Here is a 16,220-nt window from a genome sequence, read left to right as displayed (position 1 = left end):
TAATGTATTTACCACCTCGCTAAAGTAGCATTAAATATATCCTGTGTAATCCTTTCATAGATGATTTGTAGTGCTTCTGCTCTTACTGTGTTTTCTGATGAAGCAGCAGGGTAGTCAAAGAAGAATGAAAAGCGTTGTTCTAAATCTTGTTCGGGATCTTTTGCATCATAAAACCTTACGTTTACTGCAATAGTAAGGCGGTTTTGAGCTGCTGTTATATTTGATGTTGCAGTATTAGGTGCAACATAATCTTGTACGATTTCGCCTTCATATACAATATCACCTCCAGATGTTGTTAAACTAAGATTGGTTTGGTTTAGTATTAAATCTTGTAATTGATTGGTGAATTCTTGATCTGCTCCCGGGAACACTCTGGGAGCTTGATTTTGGAAAAAATTAACCTGAAAGGTTTTGGTTTCAGGATTAAGAGATATTCCGCTAAAAGAATAAACTCCGCATCCTTGTATTAAGATTAATATACTTACTGTGGCTATGATATATTTTAGTTTACTCATTATTTTATAAATCGTATTGTTTGATTTTGCGGTATAAAGTACGTTCGCTTATTCCTAATTCTTCTGCTGCAGCTTTACGTTTTCCTCTATGACGCTCTAGTGATTTTTTTATTAATTCTAGTTCTTTGTCATGAAGCGATAACGTTTCTTCTTCCTCTATTTCTTCAGCAAAATGATATTTGTCATCTTCTTTTACAGGGGTTGATGGTGCGTTTATATGCAATACCTCTGTAGAGGTTGCCGGTACGGGTGCTTCAAAATGAGTGTCTTCTTTTTCTTCTTCTTTACGGTAAATTTTTTGAATCAACCCTTCATTATCCTTTTGTACCTGTTGTGTATTGCCACTTTGCATCAGCTCCATAGTTAACTTTTTAAGGTCATTAAGATCACCTTTCATGTCAAAAAGGACTTTATATAAAATTTCTCTTTCATTGCTGAAATCACTGTCCTTTTTTTCTGAAGAGATAACCGCTGGTAAATTACTCCCAATGTTAGGTAGATAACTATGTAATGTAACTGCGGTTATAGCCCTGTTTTGTTCAAGGACTGAAATTTGTTCTGCAATGTTACGCAATTGCCTAATGTTACCACTCCAATGATATTTTTCTAATAATACAACGGCATCATCACTTAAGCGTATGGTGGGCATTTTGTATTTGGTAGCAAAATCAGAAGCAAATTTTCTAAATAGTAAATGGATGTCATCTTTGCGATCTCTTAGAGGGGGGAGAAGAATTTCTACTGTGCTAAGGCGATAGTATAAATCTTCTCTAAATTTTTCTTTTTTTATGGCTTCAAACATGTTTACATTGGTAGCGGCGACAATACGAACGTCTGTCTTTTGAACTTTTGAAGATCCAACTTTAATAAATTCACCATTTTCTAAAACTCTAAGTAACCTCACTTGAGTAGTAAGAGGCAATTCTCCTACTTCGTCTAAAAAAATGGTTCCGCCATCGGCTACTTCAAAATACCCATTTCGAGTTTGAGTAGCTCCTGTAAAGGCTCCTTTTTCGTGGCCAAAAAGTTCACTGTCTATTGTTCCTTCTGGTATTGCTCCGCAATTTACGGCAATGTATTTGCCGTGTTTACGATGAGAAAGAGAATGTATGATTTTGGGAATACTTTCTTTACCTACCCCGCTTTCTCCGGTAACTAAAACAGAAATATCTGTAGGAGCCACTTGAATCGCTTTTTCTACCGCGCGATTTAGTTTAGGGTCGTTTCCTATAATTCCGAATCGTTGTTTTATGGCTTGAATTGATTCCATTTATTGTAAACTGTTATTTTTTTTAATTTTTTGTATTGAAGAATTAGTTATTATCTGAATATCCAATAGCTTCGCCAAGTAAAGTTGCACTGGTACATTCGTTAATTTTTACCATTACAAAATCTCCAATTTTATAATCTTTCTTTGGAAAAATAGCGACGATATTTTTTGTCGTTCTCCCGCTCCAATGCAGATCAGATTTTTTAGATTCTTTTTCAATTAATACTTCAAAAGTTTGTCCTATATAACTCTGGTGCCTGTAAGCACAGTGTGTTCGTTGTAATGCGATAACTTCTGCAAGCCTTCGTTTTTTTACATCTTCTGGGACATCATCCTCTAATTTGCGTGCCGCAAGAGTCCCTGGTCTTTCAGAATACGCATACATGTATCCATGTTCATATTTTACATGTTCTAATAAGGACAAAGTGTCTTGGTGGTCTTGCTCGGTTTCTGTAGGAAAACCGATAATCATATCTTGAGTGATGGCACAATCAGGAATTATTCTCTTAATATTGTCAACTAAATCCATATATTCCTGACGAGTATGGAGGCGATTCATTTCTTTTAAAATACGATCACTTCCACTTTGTATAGGGAGATGTATGTGTTTGCAAATATTTTTGTGTTTTGCCATGACTTTGATTACGTCTAAAGTCATGTCCTGCGGATTTGAAGTCGAGAAACGAATACGTAGTTTAGGATATTTCTCTGCTACCATGTCAAGAAGTTTTGAGAAATCTACTGAGGTCGCTTTCTGAAAATCACTAGCCTTTTCAAAATCTTTTTTGAGACCACCACCATACCATAAATAACTATCTACGTTCTGACCTAATAATGTAATTTCTTTAAATTTTTTAAGAACTAGATCGTCAATTTCTTCAAGAATACTCTGCGGATCACGGCTTCGTTCTCTACCTCTTGTAAAGGGGACAACACAAAATGTACACATGTTGTCACAACCTCGGGTTATAGAAACAAAAGCAGATACGCCATTACTTTGTAGTCTTACAGGAGAAATATCTCCATAGGTTTCTTCTTTAGAAAGAACAACATTTACAGCATTACGTCCGGCATCAACTTCTTCTATTAAATTAGGAAGATCTTTGTATGCATCAGGTCCAACAACAAGATCAACAATTTTTTCTTCTTCAAGGAATTTACTTTTCAGACGTTCTGCCATACATCCAAGAACTCCCACTTTCATTCCTGGATTGATTCTCTTTACTGCATTATATTTTTCTAATCGTTTTCTAACAGTTAGCTCGGCTTTTTCTCGTATAGAACAAGTATTTACCAAGACCAAATCGGCATCTTCAAGATTTTGTGTTGTGTTAAAACCTTCTTTTGCCAAGATAGAAGCAACGATCTCACTATCGCTAAAATTCATCTGACAACCGTAGCTTTCTATAAAAAGCTTGCGCTGATTTTCTTTGTTCTGTTCAAGAGCAAGTGGTTGTCCCTGTATACTTTCGTCAATAATCTTCTCCATAAAAAATAATTCCTTACTGATTGGGGTCAAATAGTGTGCAAAGATACTTTTTAATACGATTTGTGACAAAGTGGCAGGGGTTTATTTTGTAAAAAATCTATATTTGATCACTTCAATCAATAAAATATAACTATGACTTTAAATAACCTCCTTGAAAAAATAGAAAATAATACGCCTTTGGATTTTGGTGAAATCTTTGGTAAAAGTATAGAGCTTTTTAAAAAAGTTTGGCTACAAGGGATGATACATATTTTACTTTTAATGGTTGTAATTATTCCTCTGGTTCTTGTGATGTATGTTCCAATTTTTGCTCTTGCAGGAATATCCGGATTTGAAAATAATTATGGTGAATATGGAGATTACGGATATCCTAGTGAAGAATTATCAATAGGCTTCATGCTTCTTTTTATAGTTTTGGTATTAGTGATGTCAATGGTGGCGTCAGCATTCCAATTAGGGATTACAGCTCATTTTTATAGAGTTTGTAAACAAGTAGATTTAGGTCTTCCGGAAACGTCTTCATATTTTATGTTTCTTAAAGGAAAGTATCTTGGAAAAGTTTTTACTTTGGCGATAGCAAAGTTCGGTATTACCATTTTGGCTGCATTGTTATGTTATCTCCCTATTTTTTATGTAATCGTTCCATTGCAATTACTAGTAGTTGTCTTCGCTTTTAATCCAGATTTAAGTGTATCTGATTTAATAAAAACCAGCTTTAAGTTTGGTAATAAGAAATGGTTGCTAGTTTTTGGGTTAGTTTGGATTTCTTCTATGTTAGCAACAACCATTGGGTATATTATGTGTTTTGTAGGAGTGTTTGCAACAGCATCTTTTGCCATGCTTCCGGTTTATTATGTGTATAAAGACACTATTGGCTTCGGAGATGACGATTCACAAAATAAAGAGATGTTATTTGTAAAATAAAAATTTAAAAACCTGCTGACGAGTAGGTTTTTTTTAAACTAATTTTTTAATAAAGAATCTTGATCTCAAAAAATTGATATACTTTTGTCATCAGAAATTATAGGATTATGGCTAAGAATTTAGTGATTGTGGAGTCACCTGCTAAGGCAAAAACAATAGAGAAATTTCTTGGGAAAGATTATACAGTTGCATCCAGTTTTGGACATATTGCAGATTTACCTGCAAAAGAGTTGGGAGTTGATGTTGATGGCGATTTTAAACCCAAATATATTGTCTCCAAAGATAAAAAGGATGTTGTTAAAAAACTGAAGGATCTTGCTAAGAAAGCAGAGATGGTATGGTTGGCTAGTGATGAGGATCGAGAAGGAGAGGCTATTGCTTGGCATCTTGCTGAGACGTTAAAGTTGGACAAAGAGAGAACTCGTCGTATTGTTTTTCATGAGATCACCAAAAATGCTATTCTTAAAGCCATAGAAAATCCACGTACTATTGATTATAATCTTGTAAATGCTCAGCAAGCAAGACGTGTATTGGATCGTTTGGTAGGGTATGAATTATCTCCGGTGTTATGGAGAAAAGTAAAAGGCGGATTATCAGCAGGAAGAGTGCAGTCGGTTTCAGTGAGACTGATAGTTGAAAGAGAGCGAAATATATTAGATTTTAAGGCTGTAGGTTCATATAGGATTGATGCAGAGTTCTCTAATCAAGCAGGGAAATCATTCAAAGCTAAATTGCCAAAGAATTTTAAAACAAAGCAAGAGGCAGAATCATTTTTGAAACAAAATGTCGAAGCGTTGTTTAAAGTGGCAGACCTCTCTACAAAACCGGCTAAAAAATCTCCAGCACCACCTTTTACAACATCAACCTTACAACAGGAGGCTTCTAGGAAATTGTATTTCTCGGTGAGTAAAACAATGACTATGGCTCAACGATTGTATGAAGCTGGTTTGATTACATACATGAGAACCGATAGTGTAAATTTATCAACAGAAGCACAAAATAGTGCAAAGGCAGAAATTGATTCTGCTTATGGTAATGAATATAGTAATCCAAGACAATATAAAGGAAAATCAAAAGGAGCACAAGAAGCTCACGAAGCAATTCGACCAACTGATTTTTCTAGGCACACTGTAAACGTGGAGTATGATCAACAGCGATTATATGAGTTGATCTGGAAACGAGCTATTGCTTCACAAATGAGTGATGCACAATTAGAAAGGACTAATGTAAAGATAGAATCCAACACGCATAATGAACAATTTACGGCTAATGGTGAGGTGATAAAATTTGAAGGTTTCTTAAAGGTGTATCTAGAAGGGAATGATGATGAAGATGAAGAACAAGAAGGGATTCTTCCTGCAATGAAAGTTCAAGAAAGCTTGTTTAATAACTATATTTCAGCTACAGAAAGATTCACTCGTCCGCCAAGTCGATACACAGAAGCAGCATTAGTTAAAAAGCTTGAGGAATTAGGGATTGGACGACCATCTACATATGCTCCTACAATTTCTACAATTCAGAATAGAAAATATATAGAGAAAGGTTCTAAAGAAGGTGAGTCGCGTGATTATATTCAGATGATGCTTTCTGGAGATGTGATTGATGAGAAAAAGCTATCAGAAAAAGTAGGTAGTGATAAAGGAAAACTAATTCCAACTGATGTTGGGATGGTAGTTAATGATTTCTTAGTAAATCATTTTTCTGCAATTCTTGATTATAATTTTACAGCAAAAGTAGAGCAGGATTTTGATGAAATAGCAGAAGGTCAAGAAGATTGGACTCAAGTAATGAAAGCTTTTTATCAGGAATTTCATCCGAGAGTAGAGGATGTGGCTCAGAATGCAGAACGTGAAGTCGGAGAACGTGTTTTGGGAGAAGATCCTGTCACAGGTAAGCCTGTAAGTGTTCGTTTAGGGAAATTTGGGCCGATGGTTCAGATAGGAACAGTTGATGATGAAGATAAACCAAAGTTTGCTAGTTTACCTCCAGGGCAAACATTAAGTAGTATTACATTTGAAGAGGCAATGGAATTATTTCAATTGCCAAAAGAATTAGGAGATTATAAAGGAGAGACGATTGTAGTTAATAATGGTCGTTTTGGTCCATATGTGAAGTTTGGAGCAAAATTTGTTTCCTTAGAAAAAGGAGAAGATCCTCTTAATACTTCTTTGGACAGAGCTATCGAATTAATTGATGCAAAAGAAAAAGCAGATGCTCCTATATATACATATGAAGATCTTCCCGTTCAAAAAGGTACAGGTAGATTTGGTCCTTTTATAAAGTGGAATGGTATGTTTATCAATGTGAATAAGAAATACGACTTTGATAATCTGTCTGATGATGATATTGTAACTCTTATTGAAGAAAAGAAGCAAAAAGAAATTGATAAGGTAATTCATAATTGGGAAGAAGAAGGGATTCGAGTAGAAAAAGCCAGATGGGGTCGAAGTAATATTATAAAAGGTAAGGTTAAAATAGAACTGCCTAAAACAGTAGATGCTTCAAAACTGACTCTTGACAAGGTAAAGGATCTTATTGAGAAAAATGCTCCTAAGAAAAAAGCTGCAGCAAAGAAGAAAACTACAAAAAAGACTACTAAAAAGAAATAAATCAATATATGTCTTTCGAATTTCTTGCGCCAGTTAGTGATTTAGTAGCCGCGCATACAAATTTACTTTCAGATCAATCATTAGGGAAACAGATCAAAATTCATACAAGTAATGATGGGATTCCTGATTTAAGTAAAATTGATCTCGCTATTATAGGTATTCAGGAGAATAGAAATGATGTTAATTTTCTGGGAGAGAAATTAAATTTTAATGCTATCCGTAAAGCACTATATGAGCTCTATCCAGGAAATTGGAATTCTAATATAGTAGACCTGGGTGATATTAAACCAGGAAATGAGGTTAGTGATACCTATTATTTGGTACAGGAAGTGTTGTCTACATTGCTTCAAAAAAATATTATACCTATTATAATAGGAGGAAGTCAGGATTTAGTTTATGCTCAATATAGATCTTTTGATATTTTAGAGCGAATGGTGAATTTGGCTAACGTGGACAGTAAGTTTGATCTAGGAAATTCTTCAGAGTCAATAACAAATACATCATTTGTAGGTAAGATTATAGTAGAGCAACCTTATAATTTGTTTAATTATAGTAATATAGGGTATCAAACCTATTTTAATTCTCAAGAAGAAATAGATCTGATAGAAAAATTATACTTTGACGCTTATCGTTTAGGAGAGGTTATTTCAGATGTGACCATTGTAGAACCTATTATGCGAGATGCAGATATTGTATCTATTGATTTAGGGGTTATGAATTCTACAAGTCTAAATGGTACGGTAGTTTCTCCTAATGGTTTTGATGGTCGAGAAATCTGCGCTATCTCCAGATATGCAGGAATTAGTGATAAAGTAAAAAGTTTTGGGATTTATGAATTTAAAAATTTCAAAAATGAAGAAACATCTTCATTATTAATTGCTCAAATCATATGGTATTTTGTTGAAGGAGTTAATTTTAGGTCTAATGAGCTTAATATCAAAAATTTAAAAAGCACATTGCATTATAATGTTCCTGTAGAAGATGAAATATTGTCTTTTTATAAGAGTCCAATGACAGGAAGATGGTGGATTGAAATACCTTTTATTTCATCTGGTAATAATAAATTGAAAAGACATACGTTATTACCTTGCACATACAGTGATTATGAGCGTGCTTGTAATCAAGAGATACCTGAAAGATGGTATAAGGCAAAACGAAAAAACGAAGTTTAACATTTTTATTAGGCAGATTTAAGGTTTTTTTTAGAAAAAAATTGTTTTTCTGGAAATAAATAAATAGGTTTACGTCCTTAAATCTAGAAGATCTTAACCTAAAACACGTTATGAAGAAATTTGTATCACTCTTTGCTATTTTAGCAATGCTCTATAGTTGTGGCGGTGGGAACCGTGGAGAACTGGTAGGAGCACAAGGAAAAAAATGGCACCCGCAGAAGCCTTATGGCATGGCCCTCATCCCCGGAGGATCATTCATTATGGGTAAGTCGGATGATGATAAAGCTGCACTGGCCAATGCGCCAACGAGGATGGTAACGGTTCGTTCTTTCTATATGGATGAAACTGAAGTCACCAACAGCGAGTATCGACAATTTGTAAACTGGGTTCGTGACTCTGTAGTTAGAATGAAACTCGCTATTATGGCAGATGAACTAGGGAAAACTCCTGGTGATGATGGTATTGGAGAGTATGCATTCTTAGATGCAGATACCGAAAACATGTCTGTTTACGAAAAATACATGTATGATAATTATAGTGGTACTGGAGAAACCGGTTACGAAGGTAGAAGACTAAATAAGGATGTAGATATCGAATGGGATATCGAGGATTATCCAGATGAGTTTTATGCTGAAGTAATGGATACTCTTTATATACCATTAGAAGAATCATATAATGGTAGACGTACTCTTGATGTGAGTAAATTTGAATTTAGATTTACTTGGATGGATATTCAGGCTGCTGCCCGAGCTCGAAAAGGAGGAAGAAAAGATTTTGTAAAAGAAGAAGTAATTAAAATATATCCTGATACTACGGTATGGATAAAAGATTTTAATTATTCATATAATGAGCCTATGCACAATGATTATTTTTGGCATAGTGCATATGATGATTACCCGGTAGTAGGAGTTTCTTGGGAACAAGCTAAAGCCTTCTGTCGTTGGAGAACTATCGAAAAGAATACCTTCCAGAAAAAGAAAGGTAAAGAATTCGTTAACTATTTCAGACTGCCTACAGAGGCAGAATGGGAATATGCAGCTAGAGGTGGTCTCGAATCAGCAACGTATCCATGGGGAGGCCCGTATGCGTTAAATGATAGAGGGTGTTTCTTAGCTAACTTTAAGCCTCTTAGAGGAAATTACGCCGCAGATAACTTTCTATATACTGTAGAAGCCAAAACATTTGAGCCAAACGATTATAATTTATATAATATGGCAGGTAATGTTTCTGAGTGGGTACAGTCGTCCTATGATCCTTCAGCTTATGAATACGTTGCATCAATGAACCCAAATGTCAATGATGATGAAAACAAACGTAAAGTTGTGCGTGGTGGATCTTGGAAAGATGTTGCTTATTTCCTACAGGTAAGTACCAGAGATTACGAATATGCGGATTCTGCGAGAAGTTATATCGGATTTAGAACTGTTCAGGACTATATGGGTACTGACGTTACTGGAGAAGATAATACTCAGAATCAAAAATAAGTCCCAAAATTTTCTATCAACTTAATTACTAACCCTTTTTTAAAACTTTAGATTTAAAAAAAACAAAACAATTTTTATTATGGCAAATTCAAAAGCAAGCAAGAAGTTAATGAACATGGTATACGGTCTCGGAGCAGCCGTTGTAATATTAGGTGCACTATTTAAAATTATGCACTGGCCATTTGGTAACGAGATGTTAATCGTAGGTTTGGTTACAGAAGCGCTTGTATTTACTGTTTCTGCATTCGAACCTGTAGATGATGAACTAGATTGGTCGCTTGTATACCCAGAATTATCTGGAGGAAACAAAAAAGACAAAAAAGAGAAAGAAACTCCAGAAGGATTATTATCTAAAAAATTAGACGAGATGCTTAAAGAAGCTAGAGTTGATTCTAATCTTATAGGTAGTCTTGGTGATAGTATTCGCAATTTTGAAGGAGCTGCAAAAGGTATTAAGCCAACAGCAGATTCTATAGCTGGACAACAGAAATATAGTGAAGAAATGGCAAAAGCTGCTGCTTCAATGGAATCACTAAATGGTTTATACAGGGTACAGTTAGATGCTGCTTCAAAACAAGCAGAAGCAAATGCGCAAACTGCAGAATTTGCTAGTCAGCTTCAAGAGCAGATGAAAAGTCTATCTGGTAACCTTGCTTCTCTTAATGGAGTATATGGTGGTATGTTAACTGCAATGAATAGAAGTTAACATTTTTTTAAGAAATATTTTATAAAATAACTACCAAAATCTAAGAAGAATATGGCAGGAGGAAAACTATCCCCAAGGCAGAAGATGATTAACCTGATGTATTTGGTTTTCATCGCGATGATGGCATTAAATATGTCAAAAGAAGTATTGTCAGCTTTCGGTCTCATGAATGAGAAATTGACAGCGTCAAATACAATAGCAACAGAACGTAATACAGCATTTATGGCTGGTTTGGCAGATAAAGTGTCTGAACAACCAGAAAAGTATACACCTTTAAAAGAGAAAGCAGATCAAATTAGTGTTTTATCTAATGAGTTTAATGCATATGTAGAGCAGATTAAATCTGAAATAATCGAGACGGCTGATGATCCAACCGATTATGAAACTATGGATAAACCAGATGCATTAAATAGTAAATTCTTTGAAGGAGGAAAAACTACTGCGGCGGCTACAGAATTTTTAGAAAAAATTAAAACCTACAGAGATGGTGTGGTTACAGCATTAAGTACGGTTAAAGAAGTTGATGGTCAAGTTGCAGATGATGTTAAAACAACATTTAGTACAGATGATGTTAAAGATAGAAGTGGAGTAACCAAGAATTGGTTAAATTACAATTTTGAAGGATTTCCTTTAGTAGCTTCTTTGACTAAGTTGACACAAATGCAAGCTGATGTAAAAACTACTGAAAGTAAAGTGCTTTCTGCTTTATTAGCAGGACAACAAGCTTCTGAACTTTCTTTTAGTAACTACGAAGCTATCGTAGTAGCTGATAAAACAGCTTTCTTTAGCGGAGAGAAATTTAAAGGTAGAATTGTTCTTGGACGTTTTGATGCTACACTTAAGCCAACCAAAGTAATGGTAAATGGTAAGGAGCAAACAGAAGTTCAGAACGGACAAATTATGTTAGATTTCCCTGCAGGTAATGTTGGAGAAAGAGATATTGAAGGAGTTCTTGAATTTAAAGAAGGGGATTCTATAATTCCTATTCCTATTAAGAGTTCTTATACGGTAATTCCTAGACCTAATTCAGCTGTAATTTCTGCTGATAAAATGAATGTAGTATATCGTGGGGTAAATAACCCAATGACGATTTCTATTCCTGGAGTACCAAATGTAAATGCTTCTGCACCTGGACTTAGAAAAGCTGGTGGAGCTGGTAAGTATATGATGAATGTTACTACAGTAAAATCTCGTGAAGTAAGTATTAAAGTAAGTGGTAAACTTGCAAATGGTACTACTGTAAGTGATAGTAAGAAATTTAGAATTAAAGATATTCCAAGACCTGTAGGAACAGTTCGTGGAGAAGATGGTTCTATCAAAATGGCTAGAAATGCATTAGAAATTTCTTCTATCGGAGCTATTTTACCAGATTTTGATTTTGATATCAAATTAAAAGTTACTGGATTTAAATTTAAAGTAGAAGGTCAGCCTACGGTTAGTGTACGTAGTGGTAGATTGGATTCTAAAGCTAAATCTGCTTTACGTAAGGCTAAAAGAGGTTCTTCTGTGCAGATTATAGATATAAAAGCGCAATTAACTACGAATGCTGGATATAAATTGAAAAAGATATCTCCGGTTATTGTTGAGTTAACAAATTAAAAATAAACTTACGCAGTTATGAATTTGAGAAATTTTTTATTAATCGTTTCCGTTCTATTGGTTTCCATGATGTCGTACGGTCAGATCAATGTATTAAATGCTAATGAGCCTGCAGAAATTGGAATGAAAACTGAAGAAATGATCGCATATGATAATGACCATCCTTTAGAGTATGGTTATGTAGATAAGCGTGATATACTTTGGGCAAAGACTACATGGGAAACTATTGATCTTGATGAAAGAATTAATTTTCCTTTGTATTATCCTATAGATACCAATAACATTGGTGTGAATCGTAGATCCCTATATGATGTATTAGTATCTAATATTAAGAACGGAAAGATCAAGAATATTTATTCAGATTCATATTTTACTGAGACTCGTACATTTTCAGATTTAGAATCTACAATGTCTAAAATAGATACTACTGATTTAGGATATGAGCAATACAATGCTGGTGAAGAGGTTGATCCTCAATATATCAATAGAAGAGATATCAGTTCTGCAGATATAGCAGAATATAAGATAAGAGGATATTGGTATTTTGATAAACGTTTAGGAGAATTAAGATACAGATTGCTAGGATTGGCGCCTGTTGCTCCAGATGTTAACTTTATCGATGATGATGAGCCTGATATGGTAGCATTATTTTGGATTTGGTATCCAGATGCAAGAGAAATTCTACATAATGCATTAGCATTTAATAGGAGGAATACTTCCATGCCATTTACGCTAGATCATATTTTAAATGCTAGACGATTTAATTCTGTAATTTATAAGGAAGATAACGAACAAGGAGATAGATCTATTGATGATTATATTGTAGATAATGCCTTAATGCAACTTCTGGAAAGTGAAAGAATTAAAGAGAGTATTCGAAATTTTGAAATGGATATGTGGAGCTATTAATAGTTTCGGTATTTATTAAATTATAAGAAAAACGCCCAACTATAAGTTGGGCGTTTATTATTTTTGAGCTATGTTAGATTATATTGTAGTTGGATTTGGATTATCAGGTTTGTCCTTTGTAGAACAATTGGATCTTGATGGTAAATCGTACAAAGTTTATGAAAACTATTCTCAGAAATCGTCCCGTGTTGCGGGGGGGCTTTACAATCCAGTTATCCTAAAACGTTTTACGCTTGCTTGGCAAGGGGATAAGCATATGGAAGAGGCGGTGCCTTTTTATAAACATATAGAAACCAAATTGCAACAGTCTTTTGTCTCACAACTTCCGGTATTGCGACGATTTAATGCTGTAGAAGAACAAAATGCCTGGTTTGAAGCAAGTGATAAGCCTTTTTTAAATGAATTTCTTTCTTCAGAATTAATCCGAAATACGAATTCAGCTTTAGAGATCCCTTATCAATTCGGAAAAGTAAAACATACCGGAAGAATTAATATAGAGGTCATGTTATCTTCATATATACAGTATCTTAAAACAAATAATAATTTTGAGAACTCTTCTTTCGAACATGATAAAGTAATTCTAAAAGAAGATCATGTTGAATATGATGGGGTTAAAGCAAAAAATATTGTATTTGCAGAAGGTTTTGGTGTAAAGAACAATCCATTTTTTAACTATTTACCTCTATATGGTAACAAAGGAGAATACATTGTTATCAAATCCAAAGCGTTAAAATTACAAGATGCAGTAAAATCTTCGATATTCATTATTCCATTAGGTGAAGATGTATATAAAGTAGGAGCGACGTATAATAATAAGGACAAATCACCAGAAATAACTAGTGTTGCAAGAGAAGAGTTGCAAAAAAAATTAGAACGTTTTATGTGTGTCGAATATGAAGTTATTGATCAGGTTGCAGGGATAAGGCCAACTGTTAGAGATAGAAAACCATTAATTGGCACTCACCCAAAATATCAAAATATGCATATTTTAAACGGATTAGGGAGTCGAGGTATACTTATTGGTCCAACTGTAGCTAAAGAACTGTATGCGTCTATTGAAAAAAGAATTCCTTTAGATCAGGAGATTGATATTAAACGTTTTGAAGCGTTAAGATAAGGGTTCTTTTTTTTTGTAATGCATAAAAAAATTGATCCAAATATTTCTTGATAACCGTAGGATAATAGGTAAAAAGACAATCATGGTTCCCGCAATTACAAAAAAAGTAGCAACTAAATTTAATTTTAAAAAGAGATTACTGATAACAAAGGCTGCAACAGCAAAAGCTATACCTACTGGATAACTTACATACATAGCTCCATAGAAGAAAGAAGGCTCTATTTTATATTTGGTATTGCAATGACTACATCGATCTTGCATTTTGAGCGTTTGACTTAGTTTATAAGGGTTAGATTCCTTATACATACTTTCTTCCTGGCATACAGGACACCTACCAGTAAAGATGCTATAAATTTTAGTTCCGCGTAAGAAGTTCATAAGCGTTTTTATTCTAACACAAAATTAATCATCTTTGCACAAAATATTCAAAAGCTGATGTTAAACATACATAACTTATCGATTTCGTTTGGGGGAGAGTACCTTTTTGAAGAAATAAGCTTCAGGTTAAATGCAGGAGATCGAGTAGGGTTGATTGGTAAAAATGGTGCGGGTAAATCTACCATGCTTAAGATCCTATCCAAAGAACAAGAGCCGGATTCTGGTCAGATAGCAATGGATAAGGATATAAAAATAGGATTTCTAAAACAAGATATAGATTTTGTGCTGGGACGTACAGTTTTAGAAGAAGCATATGAGGCTTTTACTGAGATTAAAAAGATTGAAAGAGATATTGATAATATCAATACGCAATTGGCAGAACGTACCGATTATGAAAGTGAAGCATACAATCAATTAATTACTGATTTAAGTGATCATACACAGCACTATGAGGTTCTGGGAGGATATAATTATCAAGGAGAGACAGAAAGAGTGTTACAAGGGCTTGGATTTGCAAGAGAAGATTTTGACAAACTAACCGATACCTTTTCTGGAGGGTGGAGGATGCGTATTGAATTAGCAAAGCTTTTATTACAAAACAATGATATCTTATTGTTAGATGAGCCAACAAATCACCTGGATATCGAATCTATAATTTGGTTGGAGAATTTTTTAAAAAATTATGGAGGGGTAGTGGTTATTGTTTCGCACGATAAAATGTTTCTTGATAATGTTACCAATAGAACGATAGAAATTTCTTTGGGACGAATCTATGATTATAATAAACCATACTCTAAATATCTGATACTTCGTAAAGAAATTAGAGAACAACAGTTAGCTACTCAAAAAAATCAATCAAAACAAATCGAACAAACAGAAAAGTTGATTGAAAAATTTCGAGCTAAAGCTTCTAAAGCTTCGATGGCACAATCGCTGATTAAGAAATTAGATAAGATCGATAGAATAGAGGTGGATGAAGATGATAATGCAGTAATGAATATTAGTTTTCCTATACATGTACAACCAGGAAAAGTAGTGATAGAAGCAGATGGTGTAGGTAAAAGTTATGGAAATAAAGAAATTCTTAAAGATATTGATTTGCTCGTGGAGCGAGGATCAAAAATAGCTTTTGTTGGTCAGAACGGACAAGGTAAATCTACCTTAGCCAAAATTATAATTGATGAAATAACATATGACGGGGAGTTTAAATTAGGGCACAACGTACAAATAGGATATTTTGCTCAGAATCAATCAGAATATTTGGATGGAGAATTAACCGTTCATGATACCATGATAAATGCTGCAGATGAGAAAACACGTAGTAAAGTACGTGATATGTTAGGCTCATTCCTATTTAGAGGAGATGAAGTAGATAAAAAAGTAAAGGTACTTTCTGGAGGTGAACGAAACCGATTGGCGTTATGTAAAATGTTATTGCAACCTTTTAATGTATTGGTAATGGATGAGCCCACGAATCATCTGGATATTAAATCCAAAAATGTATTAAAAGAAGCCCTGAAAAATTTTGAAGGGACCCTGATCCTGGTATCACATGATAGAGATTTTTTACAAGGATTAAGCAATACCGTATATGAGTTTAAAAACAAAAAAATTAAAGAATACCTTGGGGATATAAACTTCTATTTGGAAGAACGAAGACTAGATGATCTGCGAGAAATAGAAAAGAAAGATAAGCAAGTTACATCTGTTTCTGATACAAAAGAAACGGCCAAACAATCCTATCAGGATCAGAAAAAGCTCAAATCACTTAATAATAAGTTGAGTAATGTAGAATCTAAAATCAATAAATTAGAAAGAGAAATCAAGGAGATTGATGTCGAATTAGCAATTAATTATGACCAGACTATAGCGCAGCCAGATTTTTTTGATAGTTATCAGGCAAAAAAAGATAAATTATCTTCTTTGATGGAAGATTGGGAAGTATTACAAGAAGAAATTGATGCTATAAATGCAGTTTGATTTTTTTCTTAAATTTTAAAGAATCCATAAAATTAAATGTATAATTTACATTTTTAATATTCTCAATA

The 16,220-nt window shown here is 34.1% G+C and carries 13 protein-coding genes; 9 read left to right on the top strand and 4 right to left on the bottom strand.

The genetic code is table 11. The annotated features are described in order from the left end of the window. Window positions 1-8: 8 nt before the first annotated feature. From DK442_RS01710 to miaB, 3 genes are read right to left on the bottom strand one after another with little or no spacing between them, the layout of a single operon-like run. Entirely contained in the window at window positions 9-515 is a 507-nt protein-coding gene (locus tag DK442_RS01710) for an LptE family protein (protein ID WP_109434113.1), read from the bottom strand. A 4-nt stretch (window positions 516-519) separates the two neighbouring features. Further along, window positions 520-1,785: a sigma-54-dependent Fis family transcriptional regulator gene (locus DK442_RS01705; RefSeq protein ID WP_109434112.1), complete on the bottom strand. Its 1,266-nt coding sequence runs from the start codon at window positions 1,783-1,785 to the stop codon at window positions 520-522. 43 nt (window positions 1,786-1,828) lie between these two features. After that, window positions 1,829-3,274 (bottom strand): tRNA (N6-isopentenyl adenosine(37)-C2)-methylthiotransferase MiaB, encoded by a 1,446-nt coding sequence (gene miaB / locus DK442_RS01700; RefSeq protein WP_109434111.1) that lies wholly within the window; start codon window positions 3,272-3,274, stop codon window positions 1,829-1,831. Between the two features lie 132 nt (window positions 3,275-3,406). Here miaB and DK442_RS01695 point away from each other — a divergent pair, with 132 nt between their 5' ends. The 8 genes from DK442_RS01695 (at window position 3,407) to DK442_RS01660 (ending at window position 13,794) form a co-directional block, all read left to right on the top strand. Continuing rightward, a complete protein-coding gene (locus tag DK442_RS01695) occupies window positions 3,407-4,198 on the top strand; it encodes a hypothetical protein (protein ID WP_109434110.1) in 792 nt (263 codons plus the stop codon). Window positions 4,199-4,305: 107 nt separating this feature from the next. Beyond that, window positions 4,306-6,807 carry a type I DNA topoisomerase gene (topA, locus tag DK442_RS01690; RefSeq protein WP_109434109.1) on the top strand — a complete coding sequence of 834 codons (2,502 nt, stop codon included), beginning with the start codon at window positions 4,306-4,308 and terminating at the stop codon, window positions 6,805-6,807. A gap of 8 nt (window positions 6,808-6,815) precedes the next feature. Next, window positions 6,816-7,979, top strand: a complete 1,164-nt coding sequence (locus tag DK442_RS01685) for a formimidoylglutamase (protein ID WP_109434108.1) — start codon at window positions 6,816-6,818, stop codon at window positions 7,977-7,979. Window positions 7,980-8,089: 110 nt separating this feature from the next. Then, complete coding sequence (gene gldK, locus DK442_RS01680; RefSeq protein ID WP_109434107.1) at window positions 8,090-9,463, top strand: gliding motility lipoprotein GldK; 1,374 nt, start codon at window positions 8,090-8,092, stop codon at window positions 9,461-9,463. 79 nt (window positions 9,464-9,542) lie between these two features. Next, a complete protein-coding gene (gene gldL / locus DK442_RS01675; RefSeq protein WP_109434106.1) occupies window positions 9,543-10,169 on the top strand; it encodes a gliding motility protein GldL in 627 nt (208 codons plus the stop codon). Between the two features lie 51 nt (window positions 10,170-10,220). After that, window positions 10,221-11,768 (top strand): gliding motility protein GldM, encoded by a 1,548-nt coding sequence (gene gldM, locus DK442_RS01670; RefSeq protein ID WP_109434105.1) that lies wholly within the window; start codon window positions 10,221-10,223, stop codon window positions 11,766-11,768. A gap of 18 nt (window positions 11,769-11,786) precedes the next feature. Beyond that, on the top strand, window positions 11,787-12,677 hold the full coding sequence (gene gldN, locus DK442_RS01665; protein ID WP_109434104.1) for a gliding motility protein GldN: 891 nt from the start codon (window positions 11,787-11,789) through the stop codon (window positions 12,675-12,677). A 70-nt stretch (window positions 12,678-12,747) separates the two neighbouring features. After that, the gene (locus tag DK442_RS01660) at window positions 12,748-13,794 is read left to right on the top strand and encodes an FAD-binding oxidoreductase (RefSeq protein ID WP_109434103.1); all 1,047 of its coding nucleotides are present in this window, start codon (window positions 12,748-12,750) and stop codon (window positions 13,792-13,794) included. Here the strand turns inward: DK442_RS01660 and DK442_RS01655 are convergent. After that, window positions 13,786-14,172, bottom strand: coding sequence for a DUF983 domain-containing protein (locus DK442_RS01655; protein ID WP_109434102.1), 387 nt, complete (start codon window positions 14,170-14,172; stop codon window positions 13,786-13,788). The genes DK442_RS01660 and DK442_RS01655 overlap by 9 nt on opposite strands. 57 nt (window positions 14,173-14,229) lie before the next feature. Between DK442_RS01655 and DK442_RS01650 the strand changes: the two genes are divergently transcribed. Continuing rightward, a complete protein-coding gene (locus DK442_RS01650; protein ID WP_109434101.1) occupies window positions 14,230-16,152 on the top strand; it encodes an ABC-F family ATP-binding cassette domain-containing protein in 1,923 nt (640 codons plus the stop codon). Window positions 16,153-16,220 lie beyond the last annotated feature (68 nt).

The organism is Aquimarina sp. AU119, from assembly GCF_900312735.1.
In the GTDB taxonomy this organism is placed as follows: Bacteria; Bacteroidota; Bacteroidia; order Flavobacteriales; family Flavobacteriaceae; genus Aquimarina; species Aquimarina algiphila.
This window is presented reverse-complemented; position numbering and strand designations above follow the sequence as displayed.

What these genes read in the sequence shown, in the direction of transcription:
- DK442_RS01685 (WP_109434108.1), top strand. Translation starts at nt 6,816, where the DNA reads ATGTCTTTCGAATTTCTTGCGCCAGTTAGTGATTTAGTAGCCGCGCAT.
- DK442_RS01710 (WP_109434113.1), bottom strand. Translation starts at nt 515, where the DNA reads ATGAGTAAACTAAAATATATCATAGCCACAGTAAGTATATTAATCTTA.
- DK442_RS01650 (WP_109434101.1), top strand. Translation starts at nt 14,230, where the DNA reads ATGTTAAACATACATAACTTATCGATTTCGTTTGGGGGAGAGTACCTT.
- DK442_RS01655 (WP_109434102.1), bottom strand. Translation starts at nt 14,172, where the DNA reads ATGAACTTCTTACGCGGAACTAAAATTTATAGCATCTTTACTGGTAGG.
- gldL (WP_109434106.1), top strand. Translation starts at nt 9,543, where the DNA reads ATGGCAAATTCAAAAGCAAGCAAGAAGTTAATGAACATGGTATACGGT.
- gldN (WP_109434104.1), top strand. Translation starts at nt 11,787, where the DNA reads ATGAATTTGAGAAATTTTTTATTAATCGTTTCCGTTCTATTGGTTTCC.
- miaB (WP_109434111.1), bottom strand. Translation starts at nt 3,274, where the DNA reads ATGGAGAAGATTATTGACGAAAGTATACAGGGACAACCACTTGCTCTT.
- DK442_RS01660 (WP_109434103.1), top strand. Translation starts at nt 12,748, where the DNA reads ATGTTAGATTATATTGTAGTTGGATTTGGATTATCAGGTTTGTCCTTT.
- DK442_RS01705 (WP_109434112.1), bottom strand. Translation starts at nt 1,785, where the DNA reads ATGGAATCAATTCAAGCCATAAAACAACGATTCGGAATTATAGGAAAC.
- DK442_RS01695 (WP_109434110.1), top strand. Translation starts at nt 3,407, where the DNA reads ATGACTTTAAATAACCTCCTTGAAAAAATAGAAAATAATACGCCTTTG.
- gldM (WP_109434105.1), top strand. Translation starts at nt 10,221, where the DNA reads ATGGCAGGAGGAAAACTATCCCCAAGGCAGAAGATGATTAACCTGATG.
- gldK (WP_109434107.1), top strand. Translation starts at nt 8,090, where the DNA reads ATGAAGAAATTTGTATCACTCTTTGCTATTTTAGCAATGCTCTATAGT.
- topA (WP_109434109.1), top strand. Translation starts at nt 4,306, where the DNA reads ATGGCTAAGAATTTAGTGATTGTGGAGTCACCTGCTAAGGCAAAAACA.